Raw genomic sequence first — 19,708 nt, 5'->3', positions numbered from 1 at the left:
ACCCCCTTCTGCTCGGCGACGCCATGCACGCACTCTCGCCGCACCGGGCACAGGCCCAAGTACGTCCAGTACGAGGGCCTGCGCCCGGCACGCCGAGAGCACGCACCTGACGCCGCCAAGCCGCCCTGCGGGCGACGAAGGGGGTTTGACGACAGGCCCTAGGGCCTGTCCGGCGGCCCGGGCGGCTGGCCTAACCTGTGGGGGTGAGCACGCCTAGCTACTTCAACGCGCCCAGCCCCGCCGACTCGCCGAGCGACCGCGACGCCAATCCGCAGTACGTGATGCCGCTGGTGGTCCACCTGGAGAAGGCCGACCCGCCCGCCCGCACCGACGCACTGGAGACCTCGGCCCGCGCGGTGCTCGCGATGCTCGCCGACCCGCGCGCGCTCGGCGACGGCGAGTGGGCCGAGGCGCTGCTGGCCTGGCAGGACGGCCGGATCCGCAAGGTGGTCCGGCGAGCCCGCGGCGGCGAGTGGCGCAAGGCCGCCGAGCTGCCCGGCCTCACGGTCACCGGCGTGGCCGCGGAGGTGCGGGTCTACCCGCCGGTCCCGCTGGACGGCTGGCCGAAGGAGCTCGCCAAGCTCCAGGTCTCCGGCACCGAGCTCGACGACCCGCAGGACGTCGAGCTCCCGGTCCCGCCCGCCGACCTGCCGGTGCTCTGGCTCAACCCGGAGCTGGAGATGAGCGCCGGCAAGACGATGGCGCAGACCGGCCACGCGGCCCAGCTCGCCTGGTTCGAGCTGACCGATGCCCAGCGCAAGGAGTGGGCCGAGTCCGGCTTCGCCCTCGCCGTCCGGACCCCGACCCCCGCGCAGTGGGCCGAGCTCACCTCCGGTCGCCTCCCGGTGGTCCGCGACGCCGGCTTCACCGAGATCGCCCCCGGCTCCTGCACCGTCGTGGCCGACCACCCGGCCCTGCGCTGACCATCGCGTGGCCGGTGCGCGAGGCCATGGAAGCCGTTGCCGGCGAACCCGTGAGCTCCACGTCCTCATCGAACTGATCGTCCTCGCTGCCCGTAGCGGCGGCGGCCGCTGCTGCCCCAAAGGGCAGATCCAGCAGACAGTTCGTCAGAAAAGCGTCATGGGTGACAAATGCGCGATCGCGTGGGTCCTACTATCCGACCAAGATCCTTCCAGTTCGGATACACCACACCCTCGCGAGAGATCAGGTACCTCAGCATGCGCATTTCCCCCCGCCGGACGGTCCGGCTCGGCCAGCGCTTCATCGTGGGCGCCCTGCTGTCGGGCCTGTCGCTGGGCGGCCTGCTGGCCGCGCCGCAGTCGGCCTCCGCCGCCGACTGCTCCGGCCCGGACGGCGTGGGCGGCGGCAACTGCAGCACGGACGTGGTCGGCGCGCTCAGCACCCTCACCCAGGGCTGGCGTGCTGGGGCCCTCCAGACGCAGGCCGATAACGCCGCCGTCAGTCAGCTGATGGCCACGCAGTTGAGCGCCAAGGCGCCCGGCTACAACATCATGGTGTTCAAGTACGACGGAACCGACTACTGGAACACCCTGCTCTTCTTCAACCACTACGTGGCGAACCTGCACGGGGTGGTGCTCGACCAGACCTACAGGCTGCAGCACGGCACGAAGGACAATCCCACCGGCTACGACGACTTCCGGTACTGGGTCTTCTCGGGCGACTCGACGTTCGACAACCAGGGCGACGGCGGCTACATGAACTGGGCGTTCATCGGCAACGACTCCGACACCACCACCGCGAGGAACGGGAACTGCTTCCCGATACCCTGCGTCACCGTGGACCGGACCCTCCACTTCCCCGCCCGCGACGTCTCCCGCTCCGGCTCCGGCAGCGTCGGCACCGGCACTGGCCCGGGCGTCAACGGCGGCGGCACTGGTAGCGCCGGCGGCCCGGGCATCAGCACCGGGAACGGTGGTGGCGGTACCGGCAGCGGCACGAGCTCCCCGGGCGTTTCCACTGGCGGCGGTGGCGGTACCTCCGTCGGCGGCACTCCCGGTACGCCGCAGGGCCCGGTGCTCGTCCCGGGCGTTTCCACCGGCGGCGGTGGCGGTACCCCCGTCGGTGGCAGCACCGGCACTCCGCAGGGCCCGGTGCTGGTCCCCGGTGTTCCGAGCGGCGGCGGTGCCCCCGTCGCTGGTACGCCCGTCGGCGGCAGCACCGGAACCCCCCAGGGCGGTCTCGCCGCAGGCAGCGGCGGTACCAGCGTCGTTCCGCTCTACCCCGTGGTGAAGACCGGCAGTGGCCCGATCGCCACCGGGGCCGCCTCGGGTCCCTCGATCGTTGCCGGGGCCAGCGGCGCCAACAACTCCGCCTGGCTGCTGACCCCGCAGGGCACCGGCCGGTTCGAGATCACCAGCGCCGCCAACGGCCTCGCGCTGACCGAGAACACCAAGAGCTACCTCGCCGAGGCCCAGCCCTGGACCGGCTCCGACCAGCAGAAGTGGCAGCTCGTCAACGAGGGCGACGGCCAGTACCAGATCCGGATCACCGACCAGGACTGCCTCACCTACGACGAGAATGCCAAGGCGTTGGGCGTCTGGACCTGCAACAACGCCTGGAACCAGCAGTGGAGGCTCCAGTAGGAGCCACTCCCGGCGCTGAACGGTCGTGGCGGCCCGGGGCTTCGGCCCCGGGCCGCCACCGTTTCACTGACGGTCAGTACTGGGTGGTGATGGTCACGCCGCTGAAGTTGGTCTGGGCGTAGAGGCTGATGTAGCGGTAGCCGGCCGTGGTGTTGGTGACGGTGAGGCTCTGGGTGGTGCCGTTGTTCGTCGAGCTGTTGGTGTAGGCGGACGGCGTGGCCCAGGTGTTGGGGTTGTAGAGCAGGTAGGCCGTGCCGGTGCCACCGTTGGCGGTGACGTTCAGCGTGGTGGTGCCGGCCGGCAGGTAGATGTAGTAGTAGTCCAGGTTCCCGGCGGTCGCGGACTGGTTGGCCCGGTAGCAGTTCCGGTCCAGCACCTGGGTGTTGGTCGCGCCGCACATCTGCGCGGTGGTCAGGGTGACCGGCACCGTGGTGGTTTCGGACTTGCCGTAGTTGTCGGTCACCGTGAGGCTGACGTTGTAGGTGCCGGCCGCGGCGAAACTGTGTGCCGGGCGGGCGGAGTTGGCGGTCGCGCCGTCGCCGAAGTTCCAGGCCCACGACACGATGCTGCCGCTGCCGATCTCGGTCGAGGTGTCGGAGAACTGCACGTTCAGGCCGTTGGCACCGACGTAGAACGAGGGGCTCGGGGTGCCGGGCACCACGCAGGCGCCGGCGGCGCAGGCGTCCAGCCAGGTGTTGAAGTCGGCGTCGTAGGCGGTGCCGATGGAGTTGTAGGCCGCGTAGCCGCCGGTGTAGTCACCGGTGCGGAAGTGGCTCAGCATGCTCTGGATGACGTCCGGGTGCTTCTGGACCATGTAGCGGACGGCGAGGTAGCCCCACGGGTAGGTGCGGGTCTGGTCGCTGTTCTGGTAGGTGTTCTGGAAGAGCGTGCTGAGCGCATAGGTGTGCAGCGGGGCCACGGCCACCGCGCCGGTGTCGGTGACGTTGCGGTAGGTGTAGGAGACGTACTCGGCGACGCCCTCGATCCACCAGACGTCCGGCACGGCGGTCTGCTGGGTGAAGTTGCCCTTCATGTCCAGCCGGCCGTCGAGCGCGTGGGTGTACTCGTGGTTGAGGTTCCAGACGCCGGCGGTGAAGCCGTCGTTGCCGTTCTGGTAGGTGATCGAGATCGGCTGGTTGGCGGGGTTGGTCGGGTCGCCGACGAGGGTCATGCCACCGTTGTTGGTGGCGATCCCGTAGATGCCGCCGGCGTAGATCTGGTAGTCCTGCGGGCTGGCGAAGACCACCATCTGCAGTGAGTTCTCGTACTGGCCGGGGATCGGGCCGTTGTCCTTGACCAGGTTGTGGACGAAGCCGTCCTGGTTCTCCAGGCTGGTGCAGACGGCGGTCAGGTCGGCGGCGGTCAGGCTCTGCGCCAGGATGCTGTGCGTCGAGTCGCAGGTGTGGTTGATCGGCAGCGCGGCAGCCTTGAGCCGGGCCGTCAGGTTGCAGGTGCTGTAGGAGGAGCAGTCGGCCGGGTCGGCATAGTTGATCATGCCGGCCACGGGGGCCCAGACGGCCGCGGTCGGGCCGCTGATCTGCGTCTCGGAGAGCAGTTGCTGGACCATCGGCCTGACCACGGGCAGCAGCGCCGGGTGCTCGCTGAACCGGGACGTCTCCAGCGCGGCGTTCGCGTCGAGGAAGCTGTTGCTTCCGCCGAGCATCGAGAGGTGGTTCTGGGCGAAGGCGTCGAGCGTGGTGATCAGGCTCGGGTCGGCGGTGACCGCGGCGACGTAGGCCGGCTGCTGGTGGCCGCGGAAGATCGGGGTGAAGACGTCGTTGACGAAGCCCAGCATGGACGGCGACGAGTCGTACGAGCTGTTGTAGCCGTTCAACACCTGCTTGTAGGTGTTGATGTAACGGGCCTGCAGGTTGGCGGAGTCGCTCAGGATCATCGCCTGGCCGGCGACCATGCCGTTGCCGTCACTGACGTCGGTGAAGTGCGGGCCGGCCACGATGGCGTCCAGTCCTGCCTGCACCGGGTTGGTCAGCGAGGCGTCGTACGCGGGTACGTCCGCGGCGTCGTTGGACTGGACGAAGTAGCCGCCCTGGAGGAAGTAGATCAGCTGGAACAGCCCGGTCGAGTTGTCCCCGGTGTAGGCCGCGGCAGAGCTCTGGAAGCCGTTGGCCACGGCTGTCATCTGGCTCTCCTTGAACACCGAGGTGGCGATGCTGCCTCGGAGCGGGAAGAGCGAGCTGATGCAGTCCTCGGTCGAGCCCTCGATGAACGAGACGAGGGCAGCCCCGGTGCGACCGGAGAAGTCCGCCGGGGTGCACGAAGTGGCGGCGGTCGTCGCCTCCCCGGCGGCGCGGGAAGCGGCGGACTTGGACTTGGCCGAGGCCGGGACCGCCTTGGGGGCGGCGGTCCGGGGCGCGCGCGGGGGCAACAGGGTGGGGGCGATCCGGCCGTTCTGCGTGCCGCCGTCGTCGGTGCTGCCGACACTGGCGATGCTGCCGGTCGGGCTCGGACCGCGGTAGGGGTTCGCGGCCTGACTGACCTGTGGGGCGGACTTCGCGGGCGCGGCGGCGAAGCTCGGGGTGGTGGCAAAAGCGGCTATGGCGGTGCTCGTTGCGGCGAGCACCGCCATGATTCTGGGCAGCCTTGATGGCCGACGCATCGTCACTCCTTGGTGGGGGTCCAGTGGCTGCGCCTCGGTGGGGGACGGGCAGAGGCACTGCCCGGCACGCTCTCACGCACGGAGTGCCAGAGCAATAGGGTGTGACATGTTATTAGTGGTCTTGGGGACTTTTGATGGTGAAACTTGGGCGCTTTTGGTGTCATTGGCCGCGGATCGGTCAACGCCCTGCGAATCAGGCGGCGATGAGCTCCTTCTCGCGGGCCGGTGTCTTGACCTTGGGCTTCCTGTTCGGCAGCGAGAGCCGGAAGACCTTGTGCCACGCGGAGAACACCTGCTTGGGCAGCGGCCCGGTGACGTACTCCAGCTCGTACTTTTCGAACAGCGCGCGCACCTTCACCGCGACCTCGGCGTACCGGTTGCTCGGCAGGTCCGGGAACAGGTGGTGCTCGATCTGGTGGGACAGGTTGCCGGTCATGAAGTGCATGGCCCTGCTGCCGCTGATGTTCGCCGAGCCCATCATCTGGCGCAGGTACCACTGGCCGCGCGTCTCGCCGTTGACCGACTGGCGCTCGAAGACCTGTACGCCCTCCGGGAAGTGCCCGCACATGATCACCGAGTGGGTCCAGATGTTGCGGACCAGGTTCGCGGTGAACGTGGCGGCGAGCGTGGTGAGGAACGACGGGCCCGACAGCAGCGGGTGGATCACGTAGTCCTTGAGCACCTGCTTGCGGATCTTGCGGCCCACGGCCTTGACCCGCGCGCGGAACTCCGGGGTCCTGCGGCGGTGCTTGTCCAGGTTCTTGCCGAGTTCGAGGTCGTACGCCGCGATGCCGTACTCGAAGAAGCAGGCGTTGACGAAGTTCCACAGCGGCTGGCCGAGGTGGACCGGGTGCCACTTCTGGTCCTCGTCGACGCGCATGATGCCGTAGCCGAGGTCGTTGTCCTTGCCGATCACGTTGGTGTACGTGTGGTGCAGCTCGTTGTGCGAGTGCTTCCACTGCTCGGCCGGCGAGACGTGGTCCCACTCCCAGGTGGTGGAGTGGATCTTCGGGTCCCGCATCCAGTCCCACTGGCCGTGCAGGACGTTGTGGCCGATCTCCATGTTGTCCATGATCTTCGCCACGGACAGGCCGGCGGTGCCGAGCAGCCACGCGGGCGGGAAGATCGAGAACAGCAGCACGCCCCTGCTGGCCAGCTCGAGCTTGCGCTGCGTCGAGATGACCTTGCGGATGTAGGCGGCGTCCTTCTCGCCGCGGTCGGCGAGCACCTCGTCGCGGATCGCGTCCAGCTCGCGGCCGAGCTCCTCGATCTGCTCTGCGGTCAGGTGGGCGGTGGGGTCGATGGCGGTCAAGGTGCCTCTACCGTTCGATGTCGCAGGGGCCCGCCGCGGCGGACACGCAGGTCTGGATGAGGACGCCCGGCTCGGCCTCGGTGATCTCGCCGGTGCGCAGGTCGCGGACGGCGCCCGCCTTGAGCGGCGTGACGCAGCCGAAGCAGATGCCCATGCGGCACCCGGAGGGCATGAGCACGCCGGCTTCCTCGCCGATGTCCAGCAGCGGCGTGGCGCCGTCCGCGTCGACGGTCTTGCCGGTGGCGCTGAACGTGACCTCGCCGCCGTCGCCGGCGACGACGATGCGGGGGCGGAACCGTTCGGTGTGCAGGCGCTCTTGGACGCCGTGCTCGGTCCAGCGCTCCTCTGCGGCGTCGAGCAGGCCCGCGGGCCCGCAGGCCCAGGTCTCGCGCTCGGCCCAGTCGGGCACGAGCTCGCCGAGACGGGCGATGTCGAGCCTGCCGTCCGTGGCGGTGTGCACCTCGGTGAGGCACAGCTTCTTGTCCGCGACCAGGCCGTGCAGTTCGTTGCGGAAGATCACGTCTTGCGGCTGCGGCGCGCAGTGGACCATGACGACGTCGTCGAACTCGACGTCGCGCAGCATGCCCATCACAGGCGTGATGCCGCTGCCGGCCGTCAGGTAGAGCACCTTGGCGGGCTTGGCCTGCGGCAGCACGAAGTCACCGGTCGGCTGGTCGAGCTGGATCAGCGTGCCCGGCGTCGCCCTGTGGACGAGGTGGTTGCTGACCTTGCCGTCCGGGATCGCCTTCACGGTGATCGTGATGCGGCCGTCCTGGCGGTCCGTCGGCGAGGTGATGGAGTAGGCACGCCACAGGCGCCTCCCGTCGACGTCGACCCCGATCCGCACGTACTGACCGGCCGTGTGGCCGCGCCAGCCCCGTCCCGGCCTGATCACGACGGTCGCGGCGTCACCCGTCTCGGGGTGCACGGCCTCGATGCGCCCACGCAGGTCGGCGCCCGCACGCAGCGGGCTGACCAGGTCGAGGTAGTCCGACGGCAGCAGCGGCGTCGTGACCATCTCCAGCAGTTTCCAAGCCCTGCTGCGAAGGGCTGCACTCGTCATGACTCCAGCTTGCTGCGCCTCGGGGAGTAAAGTCCTGACCGTAGGACGTAAATCTGGTCGGCTGAATTGTTCGCAGGGAACAAGAACGTGAGCCATGCAATCCGCAGGGCCAGCGAGCTGGTCCTGGACGAGACGACGGTCACCGCGCTTCGGGCCGCGTTGACGGCCACCGCCGACGAGGTCGTCGAGGCGATCATCGACGAGGTCCCTCCCTACGCCAACGCCCTTTCGGGCCGCATGGGCGGCACCATCCGCCGAGCCGTCCGTACTGCCCTGGGGCACTACCTGGACCTCGCGAGTGGGAACGTCACGGGTGGCGACGCCGGTGACGCGGCCTACGAGCTGGGCCGCGGCGAGGTGCGCGACGGCCGTTCGATGGACGCCCTGCTCAGCGCCTACCGCGTCGGCGCCCGGGTGGCCTGGCGATGCCTGGCAGCGGGTGCCGTACCCGCCGGTCTGCCCGCGGCCGAGGTCGCCAAGTTCGCGGAGCTGACCTTCGCCTACATCGACGAGCTCTCCGCCGCGAGCGCCGCAGGCCATGCCGACGAACTGGTCGCCCGGGGCAGGGCCCACGAGCGCTACCTGGAACACCTGGCCCGCGACCTCCTCGCCGGCGCGAGTCCGGACGTGCTGCTGGCCGCTGTTCAACGGGCCGGGTGGCAGCCCCCGGTTTCGCTGACCGCGGTCCTGCTGCCCGCCGCCCAGGCCCGGCCTGCCTACCGCGTGCTCGACCCGGGCACTCTCGTCCTCGACGATCTGCCGGACGCCACCGGTGTGCTGCTCGTCCCCGATGCCGACCGGCCACACCTCTTGCGGCAGCTGACCGACCGCACCGCCGTGGTCGGCCCGGCACGGCCATGGATCCGTGCGTCCGCCTCGTACGCACGAGCCGTACGTGCGCGCTCCCTCTCCGCTGAGATTCGCGACACCGAGGACCACCTGCCCGAGCTGGTGCTGAGCGCCGACGCGGACGCGTTCGCAGACCTGCGTGCCCGAGCCCTCGCGCCGTTGCGGACCCTGCCTGTCGCGACCGCACGGCGGCTGGAGGAGACGTTGCGGGCGTGGCTGCTGCACCAGGGCAGGCGGGACGAAGTGGCGGCGGAGTTGTTCGTCCATCCTCAGACAGTCCGGTACCGGATGTCGCAGCTGCGGGAGCTGTTTCCGGATCTCGCCTCGCCACACCGGGTCCTTGAACTGACCCTGGCGGTGGGTCTTCGCGGCAGCTGACGCTGAGCCCGGGCCTGGCACGGGCTGCTCGGGGTCGCCTCACACCGCCGGGCCGAAGCGCCGCACGGCCAGCGCGCCCAGCGCGGTGGCCGCTGCCAGCGTGACCCAGAGGGCGCCGGGGCCGACCGCGAGCAGGGCGGTGAGCGAGGCCGGGGCGGCGGCGCGGCCGAGGCCGCTGGAGAGCTCCCAGCGGGCGATGGCCCGGCCCAGCTCGCCCGGCGGTGCGGCGGCCACCACCAGGGCCGTTCCGGCGCCGGCGTAGAGGATCTCGCCGCCGGTGTAGGCCACCGCGACCGCGCAGAGCGCCGCCGCACCGGCCGTGCCACCGAGCGAGCCGGCGGCCCAGAAGCCCAGGTAGGACACCGCGAGCAGCAGGCCGGACGAGGCCAGCACCGAACGGCGCGAGCGGCGGCTGAGCCAGAGCACCACGGCGAGCTGAGTGGCGATCACCAGCGCGGTGTTGCCGACGAAGATCCCCGAGGACCAGGCGGGCGAGACGTGCAGCCGGGTGACCAGCAGGGCCGGCAGCGCCACCTCCAGCACGTCGAAGCAGAACGCGTACGGCAGGTTGGCCAGGCCGAGCAGCGCGACCCGCCTGTCCCGGCGCTCCTGGTGCTCCTGGTGCTCCTGGCGCTCCGGGGCGGCGGCCGGCTCGGGCCGGCCGGGCTTGCGGCCGGCGGCCGGTGTGACCACCCGCATCGAGGCGACCAGACCGGCCGCGACCAGGCAGGCCACCCCGGTCAGCAGCGCGAGTGCCCGCAGCGTCCCGGCGCCGCCGGCCAGCGCTGTGGTGGCGATCAGCGCGCCGACGCCGAGGCCGGCGTTGCGCAGCGAGCGTCCGGCGGCCAGCGCCGCGTCCCGGGCCCGGCCCTGGACGAGCGTGGCGACCATCGCCGCGTGCGCGGTCGGCCAGGACTGGCTGCCGAGCCCGAGCAGGACCGTCGCCAGCGTGAACCCGAGGAGGCCGTGGGTGCCGAGCAGCACCCCGACCCCCGCCGTGCGGGCGAGCAGGGTGGCCGCGACCGGCAGGCTGCGGGCGCCGCGGTCGATCCAACGGCCGGTCAGCGGCACTGCGGCCAGGCCCGCCAGCAGGCCGACGGTGAGCGCCAGACCGGTCCGCCCGGCGCTCAGGCCGAGCACGCTGACGCCGTAGAGCAGCAGGAACGGCCGCAGCAGTCCGGCGCCGACCGCGTCCACCACCAGCGCCAGCGCGTACCGGGGGCCGCCGCTGACCCGCAGCAGTCGCAGCGTGCTGAGCTTGGCGGTGGTGTCCGAGGTGTCCAAGGCGTCCGAGGTGTCCATGGGGTCGGTGGTCGCCCGGGTCCGTTGAGTCGTCGTCATGCCGGTCACCCTGATCGGGCGCGGGCCGCCCGGGCACGTCGATTGACGATCACCGTCAATCGACCTCGGCTCCGGCCGGTGCCGGTGGCAGGATCTGCGCCATGAGCCTCACCGTCGACATCACCGGCCTGCCGCCCGAGCGCCTGCTGTTCGCACCCTCGCCGCTCGCCGAGCTGACCGCGATGCTGCACGTGCTCACCGAGCCCGCGCACCACCCCGCGCTGCACGGCTGGGCCCGGGCGACCGCCAGTGCGATCAAGCCCGAGCTGGCCGACCGGCTGACCGAGGCGGACTTCCTCTGGCGCTCCTCCCGGGCCGACTTCCTGCTCCCGGCACTGCCCGGTGCCACGCTGGCCGAGGAACTGGACGCGGTGGACCGGGTGGACGACGAGCGGTACGTCGCGGCCGCGCTCTTCACCAGCTGCGGAGCGGCCCGGCTGAACTTCCGACGGGCCGACTCGCCGCTCGGCGACCCGGCGCTGCGGGAGCGGGCGCGCGAGCTGGCTATGGCCCGCGGCCCGGCGCAGGCCGCGTTCACCGAGCGGCTGCTGGCTGATCCGCCGGCCGTCCGGCAGCTGGTCCGCCGGCTGCTGGAGGAGTGCGAGCAGGCGTTCTTCGCCGATGCCTGGCGCCAGGTGCTGCCCGGACTCGCCGCCGACGCGCGGCAGAAGGCCGACCTGCTGGCCCGGCACGGGCTGGCCGAGGCGCTGGCCGCGATCTCGCCGGCCATCGCGCTGGACGTGACGGAACCCGCGCAGCCCGCCGAGCCCGGGCAGCCGCGTCGCCGCCGGATCGTCATCGACAAGCTCCAGGACAACGCCACCAGCGCGGTCGAGGCGGGCGGCGTCACCTTCGTGCCGACCGCGTTCGGCCGGCCGCACCTGGTGGTGGTGCACGCGCGCGGTTGGCGTCCGGTCGTCCAGTACCCGGCCGCGGCGGCGGGGTCAGCCGAGCCGGTGCCGCTCGCGCTGGTGCAGCAGCGGCTCGAAGCGCTCGCCCACCCGGTCCGGCTGCGGCTGGCCCGCACGATCGCCCGTGGCCCGCACACGACCGGCGAGCTCGCCGAGGCCTGGCAGCTGAGCGCTCCCGAGGTCTCCCGGCACCTGACCGTGCTGCGGCGGGCCGGGCTGCTCACCACCCGCCGCCGCGGACGCTACGTGCTGTACGAACTGGACCTGTCGACCAGCGCCCGGCTCGGCACCGACCTGCTGGAGGCCGTGCTGCGCTGACCGTGCGTTCAACTGTGGTCGTTCAACTGACTCTCAAGTCAGACGTGTTCAACTGTGGAATCACCACCGCCCCGCTCGGCGCGTGATCGCTGATCACACCGCGGACCAGCAGCGCGACGCCGGTGCGGATCCGTTCGGGCGCCACGTCGGCGGAGCGCAGCGCGTGGTGCAGCTCGCCGGCCACCGGGGCGAGCAGCAGATGGGCCGTCACCTCGGTGTCCAGCCCGGGGCAGGACTCCGAGAGCAGGACGGACAGGTGCTGGCGCCAGAGCTGGTAGGAGCCGACCCGGTAGCGCGCCCCGGGCGCGGCGGTCTCCGAGAGCCTGATCAACTCCAGGTTGCGTTCGAGCAGTTCGAGATAGGCGTCGAAGAAGGCGATGATCCGCTCGGCGGGCGCGGTGCCCGGGCCGAGCGGCGGCGGACCGTACTTGATGCGTTCCTGCAGCTCACTGTCCTGTGCGTCCAGCAGGGCGGCGGCCAGGCCGGCCTTGCTGCCGAAGCGCCGGAACAGGGTGCCCTTTCCGACCCCCGCCTCGGCCGCGATGGCGTCCAGGGACACCTCACCGACGCCGTGTTCGGCGAACATCCGGGCGGCCACCGCGAGGATGCGGCCGCGGTTGCGTACGGCGTCGGAGCGCTCCCTGATCGGCCGGGAGCCGGTGTCGGTGAGTTGGTCGCTGTCCTGCTGGGTCACCTGCTCATCCTGGTTCGGTTCCGGCCACTGTGGCGGTGTCAGGGTCAGCTCATGGTACCCACCTGACGTGATGCGGTCTCCGATATGACGTTACCGCCCGGTCTCCGGTGCTCCTTGTTCCCAACGGAGCGCTGTGGTTATAGTCGTGGCAGAACCGGACCGTGGTCCGCTTCGCCGTCCGGACACTGGCAGAACGCCGCCGGATCCGGATCGATTTCCTCGGGCCGGCACCTCCTGCTCCGCCCTCACCCTTTGCACGTTCCGTAGCCCATCCGCGCCTGCCCGCGGCTGGCTGGAGGCCGTCATGAGTCTGCATCCGGGCGCCCGGGAGTTCGTCGACGCCGCGCTCTTCATGGGGATGAACAGCGCGGACGAGGAGCTCCGGATCGCCTGCAAGTCCTTCTTCGCCGCCCGGCTGACCGGCTCGCTCTCGATGAGCCTGGAGCAGATCGGCCGCTGCGAGGACCTGGTCTGGCGCTCGCCGCGTGAAGTCCAGGACGCCTACTGCCCGTTCATGGACCGCCTGCACTCGGTCATGCCGATCGAGCGCACCGGGTACGACGAGTCGGACCTGGTGCGCGCCTCGGCGGCGGCCCGCTCCGGCGGCCGGCTGCCGGTTCACGAACGACTGCTGCTCGGCATGGTGTTCAACCGCGGCGGCGTGCTGCGCACGGTCAGCCGCCGGCTGCTGGACCAGCCCGGCCTGCCGGTCCGGGCGCCCGAACCGGTGCCCGAACTCGCGTTCCCCGAACCGCTGGAGTCGCTCTACCAGCGGTCGCTGGCGCTGCGCGTCGACCCCGCCCGGCTCTGAAGACCAGCTCCGAAGACCAGCTCTGAAGACCAACTCCTGGAACCAGCCCAGGGGAGAGGAAGTGACGTGACCGAGATGCGCGGGACCGAGATGCGCAGGCTCTTCGAACTCAACCGGGCGCTGCCGAGCGTCGCGGGGCTGGCCGAGATCACCGAGATCGAGCGCGCCTGGCTGCTGCCCAAGGTGGTCGAACTCGGCGCCTCGGCAGGCCCGGTGACGAGCTGTGAGTCCTGGCAGCTGGTGCTGGACGCGCTGTTGGACGAGGAGCGGCCCGGCACCGCGGCCGCCCGCTACCTCGCCGAGCAGGCCGATCGGGAGCAGTTCGCCCAGGTGGTCCGGGAGTTCGCGCTCGACGGCCTGACCGAGGCGCAGAGCTTCTTCCCGGTCGTGCCGCGTCTGCCGATCACGGCGCAGCCCGCGGTGCTGCGGGTGCTGCTCGACGAGTTCGGCAGCGGTGACCTGCGACGGACCCACGCCCAGCTCTACCTCGACCTGCTCGCGGAGCTCCGACTCCCGCAGGAGGTGGACGACTTCCTGGACACCACGAGCGAGGAGACGTTCGCGTTCCTGAACGTCTTCTTCTGGCTCGCCCAGCGCGCGCCCGACGTCGAGTACTTCCTCGGCGCGCTCGCCTACCTGGAGGCGAGCTTGCCGGACGCGTTCACCGTGCAGGCCAGGGCCTGCGAGCGGCTGGGGATCGCGAACGGCCGCTACTACACCGAGCACCTCACCGTGGACGGTCTGCACCGCGAGCAGTTGCAGCTCGCGATCCGCGAGCTGGAGGCCGCCCGCGGTCTCGACGCCGGCAAGCTCTGGATGGGCGCGCTGCTCGTCTCCGAGCTGCTCAGCACCGCGTTCGAGGCCGCCGTGGACCGCGCCCGCAGCGTGCCGGCGTAGCCACTCGCACCGACGGGCCGGCGCTCAGGCCGGGTAGGCGTGCGCCTGGGCCGCTTTGACGGTGGCCCAGACCCGTGCGCCCGGGCTCAGGTCCAGCTCGGCCGCGGCCGCCGGGGTCAGGTCGGCGGCGAGCGCGAGCGGGCCGGCCAGGTCGGCGCGGACCTGGTCGCCGTGCAGGTCGAGCCCGACGACGGTGAGCTCCCAGACGTTGCGCGCGCTGGTATCGGGGCGGCCGCGGTGCAGCGTCACGGCGGCGGGCGGGAACGCGACGAACGCCGGTCCGGACACCTCCTCGGCCGTGGTCACCACGGCGCCGGTCGCCGCGACCGTCACCTGGTGGCCGGAGCCGGTCCCCTGGTACAGGTTCAGCCCGACCAGCCGGGCGATGTAGTCGGTGCGCGGCCGCCGGGAGATCTCGGCGGGCGTGCCGGACTGCACCTCGCGCCCGTTCTCGATCACCACCAGCCGGTCGGCGAGCACCATGGCGTCCAGCGGATCGTGCGTGACCAGCACCGCGACCGCCTCGAACTCGGCCAGGTGGCGGCGCAGCTGCGCCCGCACGTCCAGCCTGGTCCGGGCGTCCAGCGCGGCCAGCGGCTCGTCCAGCAGCAGCAGGCGCGGCCGGACCGCGAGCGCCCTGGCCAGCGCGACCCGCTGGGCCTGCCCGCCGGAGAGCTTCCCGGGGCGGGCGTCGGCGTGCTCGGCCAGGCCCATCCGCTCGAGCCAGGGCAGCGCTTCGGCCCGCGACTGCGCCTTCCGCCGGCCCCGGCAGCGCAGCCCGAAGGCGACGTTGTCGAGCGCGCTGAGATGCGGGAAGAGCAGGTAGTCCTGGAAGACCACGCCGACCGGCCGCTCCTCGGCGGGCGTGTGCCGACCGGCCGCCGGGTCCTCCAGGACGACGCTGTCCAGCAGCAGCCGTCCCTCGCTGAGCGGCAGCAGCCCGGCCAGCGCGCGCAGCGCGGTGGACTTGCCCGCGCCGTTCGGGCCGAGCAGCGCGATCACCTCGCCGGCGGCCGCTTCGAGCGTCAGGTCGAGCGAGAAGCCGGGCCGCTCCACCCGCAGCCGGGCGTCGAGGCCGGCAGCGGCGGCGGCCGGCGTGGGGGCCGCCGTCGGTGAGTCGTGCTCCGTCATGTCCTGATCCTTCGTCACGGCGCGCTCATCCAGCGCTCGCGCAGTCCGACCATGACCGCGATCGAGACCGCGAGGAGCACCAGGCTGAGCGCGATCGCGGCCTCCGGGTCGGACTCCAGCGCCAGGTAGACGGCCAGCGGCATGGTCTGGGTGGTGCCGGGGAAGTTGCCCGCGAAGGTGATCGTCGCGCCGAACTCCCCGAGCGCCCGCGCCCAGGCCAGCACCGACCCCGCCGCCACGCCGGGCGCGATCAGCGGCAGCGTCACCCGGCGGAACGCGGTCAGCCGGGAGGCGCCGAGGGTGGCCGCGGCCTCCTCGTAACGCGGGTCGGCCGCACGCAGCGCCCCCTCCACGCTGATCACCAGGAACGGCATCGCGACGAACGCCTCGGCGACCACAACGCCCGCCGTGGTGAACGGCAGTGTGATGCCGAACGCGGAGTCCAGCCAGCGCCCGACGATCCCGTTGCGTCCCAGCACCAGCAGCAGCGCCACGCCGCCGACCACCGGCGGCAGCACCAGCGGCAGCGTGACCAGCGCGCGAACCAGCCGCCGCCCGGGGAACTCGGTGCGTGCCAGCAGCCACGCCAGCGGCACGCCGAGCACCAGCGAGACACCGGTGGCGGACGTCGCGCAGATCAGCGAGAGCTTCAGCGCCTCCCAGACCTGACTGCTGCTCAGCTGCTCGGGCAGTGACCGCCAGGGTGCCCGGATCAGCAGGCCCACGAGCGGCAGTACCAGGAAGGTCAGCCCGAGCAGGGCCGGCAGCAGCAGGGCGAACGGAACCCGGGAGGCGCGCCGGCTCACGAAGCCGAGGGCGAGGCGCCGGCGGCGGCCGTGGCCGTGGGGGACTGGAAGCCGGCCGCGGTCAGCACCTGGGTGCCCTCGGCCGACTCGACGTACGCGACGAACGCCTGCGCGCCGGCCGTGTTCGGAGCCTTCGCCAGGTCGGCGATCGGGTAGTCGTTGATGGCCTTCGCGGCTTCGGGGAAGTTCACGCCGTCCACCTTGCCACCATCGGCCTTGATGTCGGTCTGGTAGACGATCGAGGCGTCCACCTCGCCGAGCTCGACCTTGGTCAGCGCGCTCTTGACGTCCTGCTCCTGGGTGACCGGGGTCAGCGAGACGTTGGCGGCCTTGAGCGCGGTCTGCGCGGCGGCGCCGCACGGCACCTGCGGCGCGCAGAGCGCGACCTTCACGCCGGGCGCGGCGAGGTCCTTGAGCGCGGCGATGTGCTTGGGGTTGCCGTTGGGAACGGCGATCTCCAGCTCGTTCCGGACGAAGACGGTGGGCTGGCTCGCGTTGCCCTTCGCGTCGGTCACCGTCTTCATGGTGGCCGGGGAGGCGGCCGCGAAGACGTCGGCGGGCGCGCCGGCGACGATGCTCTGGGCCAGCGCGGAGCTGCCGCCGAAGTTGAACTTGACGGTCGTGCCGGGGTGCGCGGCCTCGAACTTCTTGCCGAGGTCGGTGAAGGTGCCCTGCAGCGAGGAGGCCGCGAACACGGTGATGGTGCCGGTCACGGCGGGCGCGCTCGAGGCGCCGGTCGAAGCGCCGGTCGAAGCACTGGACGTCGAACTGGCCGACTTCGTGGAGCTGCTGCACGCGCTGATGCCTGCGGCCAGCGCGAGTGCGGCGAGCGCGGCGGCGGCAGTGCGGTTCCGGGAGCTGGTCATGCGGGGTGTCTCCTCCTGCCGCGCCGGGAGCGGCGCGGCGGTGCGGTAGGTGCGGGCCGGTCCGCCGCGCCGTGCGACGAAAAGGGGGCGACCCAGGAACGGCCGCCGTACTCGAAGCTGCGCGGCTTGCCCGCCCATGATCTCGTATCTGCGGTCGTTATGGCGATCATAGTGCCGCAGATGCAACCCAGGAATCCCTTGTCTCTTTGCACAGGCAACCCGTCGCCCGACTGGGTGCAGCGCTGTACGAACTGTCGGAAAACCGCAGGCCGGCCGCGCTGTCGCGACGCGACGCACCGGGCTGACGAGGTGTCAGGGTGCTTCGCGGGCTTGCACATACGCTGACAAATATGATCACGGACGAGGACGGCGGGTGTCCCGAAGCCCTGGCCCACGACGGCCACTGGGACGAGTTGCTGGCGCGCTACCGGCGCACCCGTGCCGCGGCGGCCACCCGCCGCGGCGAACGCGCGGCGGCCCGTGAGACGGCCGCGCTCGGCCACCGCCTCGCCTACGCGGCGCCGGCCCCGATCGCGGCCGCCCTCTTCGACCCGGCCGCCGGCCCCGGCGCGGCCGGCGAACACGACGGCCTCGCCGGCCCGCTCTGGGAGGTGCTGGCCACCCGTCACCCGTGGTCGCTCCTGGACCCGCTGCTAGCGGCCGAGCCGGTCCGCACCCTGGTCGCCCACACCCGCGTCCTCCTCGGCGAGGACCTGACCGACCTCCCGGGTACGGGCGGGGCGGGCGGGATGGGTGGGGCGGTGGGGGCAGCGGGGGCAGCGGGGGTGCCGGATGCTGGTGGGCTGGCGGCGGTGGGGCCAGCGGGGGTGCCCGATGCTGGTGGGCCGGCGGGCCCGGGGGTGCCACCCGCCGCCACGCCGCCTGCCACGAGTGCCCTGCCTGCCGCCCCCACGCCTGTTGCCCCCGGCTTGCCGCCCACTACCGCGCTGCCTGCCGGGAGTGCCCCACCCGCCGCCGCGCCTTTCACCGGCTTGCCGCCTGCCGCCGCGCGGCCTGCCGCTGGCTTGCCACCCGCCGCCGCTCCGCCTGCCGCAGGTGCCCCGCCTGTTACCGCCGCGCCGTCTCCCACTGGCTTGCCACCCGCCGCCGCACCTTTCACTGGCTTGCCGCCCGCTGCCGCGCCGCCTGGCGCTGGCTTGCCGCCCACTACCGCGCCGCCAGCCGGGAGTGACCCGCCCGCTGCCGCGCCGCCTGGCGCTGGTTCGCCGCCCGACGCCGCGGCGAGCGCCACCGGCTTGCCGCCCGCTGCTGGCTCGCCGTCCAATGCCGGGGGGCCGACCGTGATCGCTCCGCGGCGTACCGGCTCGCCCGGCGGCCCTGGGCGGCTTCGCCCTGGTGTGCCGCCACCGGTTGCTCCGTCGGCCGCCTCGCCGGGCGTTCCGCCTCTCGTCCCTCCGGCCGCCTCGCCGGGTGCTCCGCCGGTAGCTCCCGCAGCCGCCTCGCCCCTCGTCCCCCCAGCCGTCCCCCCAGCTACCCCTCCTGCCGTCCCTCCGGCCGCCGCTCCCACCATCCCCCCGGCCCCTCCGGCGCTCGTGCCTCCGCTTGCCTTGCGGTTGTGGGAGCAGGTGGGGTGGGAGCCCGGGGCGCGGGTGGCCGGGTATCAGCCCGGGGGTGGCTGTGCCAGCTCGCTGCGCTCGCTGCCTGACAGCCGGGAGGGGCTCGGGCCGGTGCGGTTGCCGGCTTCCGGGCGGCCGCAGCCGGGGTCGGCGCAGCCCGCGACCGCCGCGTTGCGGGAGTTGAGCGGCTGGCTCGGGGCCCGCTGTGTGCGCGGCAGTGCGCTGGAGGCTGCCGCGCTGCTGGCGCCCCATCTGCCCACGCCCGCGATCGGTGGGTTCATCCCGTTCGCCACCGCCTATCCCGCGCTGGTCCGGGCGGCCTCCGGGGCCGGTGCGTACACCGCGCACACCGGCACGGCGCGCGGTCGGCTCGCCGTCTGGCGGGCGCTGGCCGCGATGGCGGACCCGGGCGGTCGGTGCACGGTCCACGAGGTGGACGCGCTGGTCGCCCGGATGCGCTGCTTCACCTGGTGCGACCCGGCCGACGAGCTCTGGCACCTGCACCTGGCGCTGGAGGACCCGGCCACCGGCCTGGCCTGGGCGATCAGCGGCGCCGACTACGACTGACACATCTGCTGACGTCCCCGCCGCCCGCACCGCGCCTACCGCGCAGGTTGCAGACGGCGGACCGGCTACCGCCAGGCTCACGGCCGATGTCACCCCGCTGTGGGACGCCCGTCATGCCCCGGTTGCCTTAGCGTCTCTCCCAGGCGGGGCTCCGCCGAACCTCGTCGAACAGGGGGCGACGAGGCTCGGCGGCCCCCGGGTCCCCGCCTTCATCCCTGCCCTCATCCCCGGCCCCTCCGGTTCACGTGTTCACGTCAGCCCTTATCGTGGGGTTGCGAACTGTGCGGCTTACGGGGGAGGACCGCGGCGTGACGCGCGTGCTGGTGGTGGACGATCAGGTCCTGATCAGGGTGGGGCTGGTCGCGTTGCTGCGCGCCGCGCCGGGGATCACGGTGGTCGGCGAGGCGGAGAGCGGTGAGCAGGCCGTCGCGCTGGCGGCCGCCGAGCGGCCCGACATCGTCCTGATGGACATCCGGATGCCGGGGATGGACGGGATCACCGCGACCAGCCGGATCCTCGCGGGTGCCGCCGAGCCGGCGCCACGGATCATCATCCTGACCACCTTCGACCTGGACGAGTACGTGTACGCCGCGCTGCGGGCGGGCGCGGCGGGCTTCCTGCTCAAGGACACCCCGCCGGAGCGGCTGCTCGCCGCGGTGGAGACCGTCGCCGCGGGGGACATGCTCTTCGCGCCCAGCGTGGTGTGCCGGCTGATCGAGGCCTACGCCGACCGGGCCGCCGACCGCGCCGCGCCGCCGCCCGCCGGGCTGGACCCGCTGACCGGCCGGGAGCTGGACGTGCTGCGGCTGGTCGGCCAGGGGCTGTCCAATCCCGAGATCGCCGAGCGCCTGGTGGTCAGCGTCGCCACGGTGAAGACGCACCTCAACCGGACGATGGCCAAGCTCAACCTGTCGAGCAGGGCCCAGGCCGTGGTACTGGCCTACGAGACCGGTCTGGTGACACCGGGTCAGTCCGCCGGCTGACGCCGCACCGGCCCGCGCACTGG

General features: G+C 72.3%; 16 protein-coding genes. 8 read left to right on the top strand and 8 right to left on the bottom strand.

Annotated elements, in window-relative coordinates; translation table 11 throughout:
- The first annotated feature begins 203 nt into the window (after positions 1–203).
- Both AC060L_RS05945 and AC060L_RS05940 read left to right on the top strand, forming a co-directional pair.
- Entirely contained in the window at positions 204–923 is a 720-nt protein-coding gene (locus AC060L_RS05945; protein WP_483797425.1) for an aminoacyl-tRNA hydrolase, read from the top strand.
- Positions 924–1,178: 255 nt separating this feature from the next.
- Positions 1,179–2,564: an RICIN domain-containing protein gene (locus AC060L_RS05940; protein WP_483797424.1), complete on the top strand. Its 1,386-nt coding sequence runs from the start codon at positions 1,179–1,181 to the stop codon at positions 2,562–2,564.
- A gap of 73 nt (positions 2,565–2,637) precedes the next feature.
- On the opposite strand, the gene AC060L_RS05935 is transcribed toward AC060L_RS05940, so the two are convergent.
- The 3 genes from AC060L_RS05935 to AC060L_RS05925 all read right to left on the bottom strand — a co-directional run bounded on the left by AC060L_RS05935 (position 2,638) and on the right by AC060L_RS05925 (position 7,556).
- Positions 2,638–5,145 carry a collagenase gene (locus AC060L_RS05935; RefSeq protein ID WP_483797423.1) on the bottom strand — a complete coding sequence of 836 codons (2,508 nt, stop codon included), beginning with the start codon at positions 5,143–5,145 and terminating at the stop codon, positions 2,638–2,640.
- Between the two features lie 229 nt (positions 5,146–5,374).
- Entirely contained in the window at positions 5,375–6,493 is a 1,119-nt protein-coding gene (locus tag AC060L_RS05930) for a fatty acid desaturase family protein (protein ID WP_483797422.1), read from the bottom strand.
- Positions 6,494–6,500: 7 nt separating this feature from the next.
- Entirely contained in the window at positions 6,501–7,556 is a 1,056-nt protein-coding gene (locus AC060L_RS05925) for a ferredoxin reductase (protein ID WP_483797421.1), read from the bottom strand.
- An 87-nt stretch (positions 7,557–7,643) separates the two neighbouring features.
- Here AC060L_RS05925 and AC060L_RS05920 point away from each other — a divergent pair, with 87 nt between their 5' ends.
- Complete coding sequence (locus tag AC060L_RS05920) at positions 7,644–8,783, top strand: PucR family transcriptional regulator (protein ID WP_483797420.1); 1,140 nt, start codon at positions 7,644–7,646, stop codon at positions 8,781–8,783.
- A gap of 39 nt (positions 8,784–8,822) precedes the next feature.
- Here the strand turns inward: AC060L_RS05920 and AC060L_RS05915 are convergent, their stop codons facing one another.
- Positions 8,823–10,124: an MFS transporter gene (locus AC060L_RS05915; protein ID WP_483797419.1), complete on the bottom strand. Its 1,302-nt coding sequence runs from the start codon at positions 10,122–10,124 to the stop codon at positions 8,823–8,825.
- Between the two features lie 101 nt (positions 10,125–10,225).
- Between AC060L_RS05915 and AC060L_RS05910 the strand changes: the two genes are divergently transcribed.
- Positions 10,226–11,353: a DUF5937 family protein gene (locus AC060L_RS05910; protein WP_483797418.1), complete on the top strand. Its 1,128-nt coding sequence runs from the start codon at positions 10,226–10,228 to the stop codon at positions 11,351–11,353.
- Between the two features lie 22 nt (positions 11,354–11,375).
- On the opposite strand, the gene AC060L_RS05905 is transcribed toward AC060L_RS05910, so the two are convergent.
- Positions 11,376–12,047 carry a TetR/AcrR family transcriptional regulator gene (locus tag AC060L_RS05905; protein ID WP_483797417.1) on the bottom strand — a complete coding sequence of 224 codons (672 nt, stop codon included), beginning with the start codon at positions 12,045–12,047 and terminating at the stop codon, positions 11,376–11,378.
- 304 nt (positions 12,048–12,351) lie between these two features.
- Between AC060L_RS05905 and AC060L_RS05900 the strand changes: the two genes are divergently transcribed.
- Positions 12,352–12,858, top strand: a complete 507-nt coding sequence (locus tag AC060L_RS05900; protein WP_483797415.1) for a DUF6190 family protein — start codon at positions 12,352–12,354, stop codon at positions 12,856–12,858.
- Positions 12,859–12,933: 75 nt separating this feature from the next.
- On the top strand, positions 12,934–13,755 hold the full coding sequence (locus AC060L_RS05895; RefSeq protein WP_483797445.1) for an iron-containing redox enzyme family protein: 822 nt from the start codon (positions 12,934–12,936) through the stop codon (positions 13,753–13,755).
- A gap of 24 nt (positions 13,756–13,779) precedes the next feature.
- On the opposite strand, the gene AC060L_RS05890 is transcribed toward AC060L_RS05895, so the two are convergent.
- From AC060L_RS05890 to modA, 3 genes are read right to left on the bottom strand one after another with little or no spacing between them, the layout of a single operon-like run.
- Entirely contained in the window at positions 13,780–14,886 is a 1,107-nt protein-coding gene (locus tag AC060L_RS05890; protein ID WP_483797414.1) for an ABC transporter ATP-binding protein, read from the bottom strand.
- A gap of 14 nt (positions 14,887–14,900) precedes the next feature.
- Positions 14,901–15,692 (bottom strand): molybdate ABC transporter permease subunit, encoded by a 792-nt coding sequence (modB, locus tag AC060L_RS05885; RefSeq protein WP_483797413.1) that lies wholly within the window; start codon positions 15,690–15,692, stop codon positions 14,901–14,903.
- Positions 15,689–16,558 carry a molybdate ABC transporter substrate-binding protein gene (gene modA, locus AC060L_RS05880; RefSeq protein WP_483797412.1) on the bottom strand — a complete coding sequence of 290 codons (870 nt, stop codon included), beginning with the start codon at positions 16,556–16,558 and terminating at the stop codon, positions 15,689–15,691. The genes modB and modA overlap by 4 nt, the downstream gene beginning before the upstream one ends.
- 1,688 nt (positions 16,559–18,246) lie before the next feature.
- On the opposite strand from modA, the gene AC060L_RS05875 reads away from it, so the two are divergent.
- Entirely contained in the window at positions 18,247–18,702 is a 456-nt protein-coding gene (locus tag AC060L_RS05875) for a DUF6183 family protein (protein ID WP_483797411.1), read from the top strand.
- Positions 18,703–19,010: 308 nt separating this feature from the next.
- On the top strand, positions 19,011–19,685 hold the full coding sequence (locus tag AC060L_RS05870) for a response regulator (RefSeq protein ID WP_483797410.1): 675 nt from the start codon (positions 19,011–19,013) through the stop codon (positions 19,683–19,685).
- The last annotated feature ends 23 nt before the right edge of the window (positions 19,686–19,708 follow it).

The sequence above is a fragment of the Kitasatospora sp. NEAU-69 genome (assembly GCF_057158765.1).
Note: the sequence above shows the minus strand (reverse complement) of the source record. Positions and strands in the feature narration are given on the sequence as shown.

Bases quoted from the DNA above. Each gene is read 5' to 3' on its own strand.
- AC060L_RS05940 (WP_483797424.1), top strand. From the start codon at position 1,179: ATGCGCATTTCCCCCCGCCGGACGGTCCGGCTCGGCCAGCGCTTCATC.
- AC060L_RS05925 (WP_483797421.1), bottom strand. From the start codon at position 7,556: ATGACGAGTGCAGCCCTTCGCAGCAGGGCTTGGAAACTGCTGGAGATG.
- AC060L_RS05915 (WP_483797419.1), bottom strand. From the start codon at position 10,124: ATGACGACGACTCAACGGACCCGGGCGACCACCGACCCCATGGACACC.
- AC060L_RS05910 (WP_483797418.1), top strand. From the start codon at position 10,226: ATGAGCCTCACCGTCGACATCACCGGCCTGCCGCCCGAGCGCCTGCTG.
- AC060L_RS05900 (WP_483797415.1), top strand. From the start codon at position 12,352: ATGAGTCTGCATCCGGGCGCCCGGGAGTTCGTCGACGCCGCGCTCTTC.
- AC060L_RS05895 (WP_483797445.1), top strand. From the start codon at position 12,934: ATGCGCGGGACCGAGATGCGCAGGCTCTTCGAACTCAACCGGGCGCTG.
- AC060L_RS05890 (WP_483797414.1), bottom strand. From the start codon at position 14,886: ATGACGGAGCACGACTCACCGACGGCGGCCCCCACGCCGGCCGCCGCC.
- modA (WP_483797412.1), bottom strand. From the start codon at position 16,558: ATGACCAGCTCCCGGAACCGCACTGCCGCCGCCGCGCTCGCCGCACTC.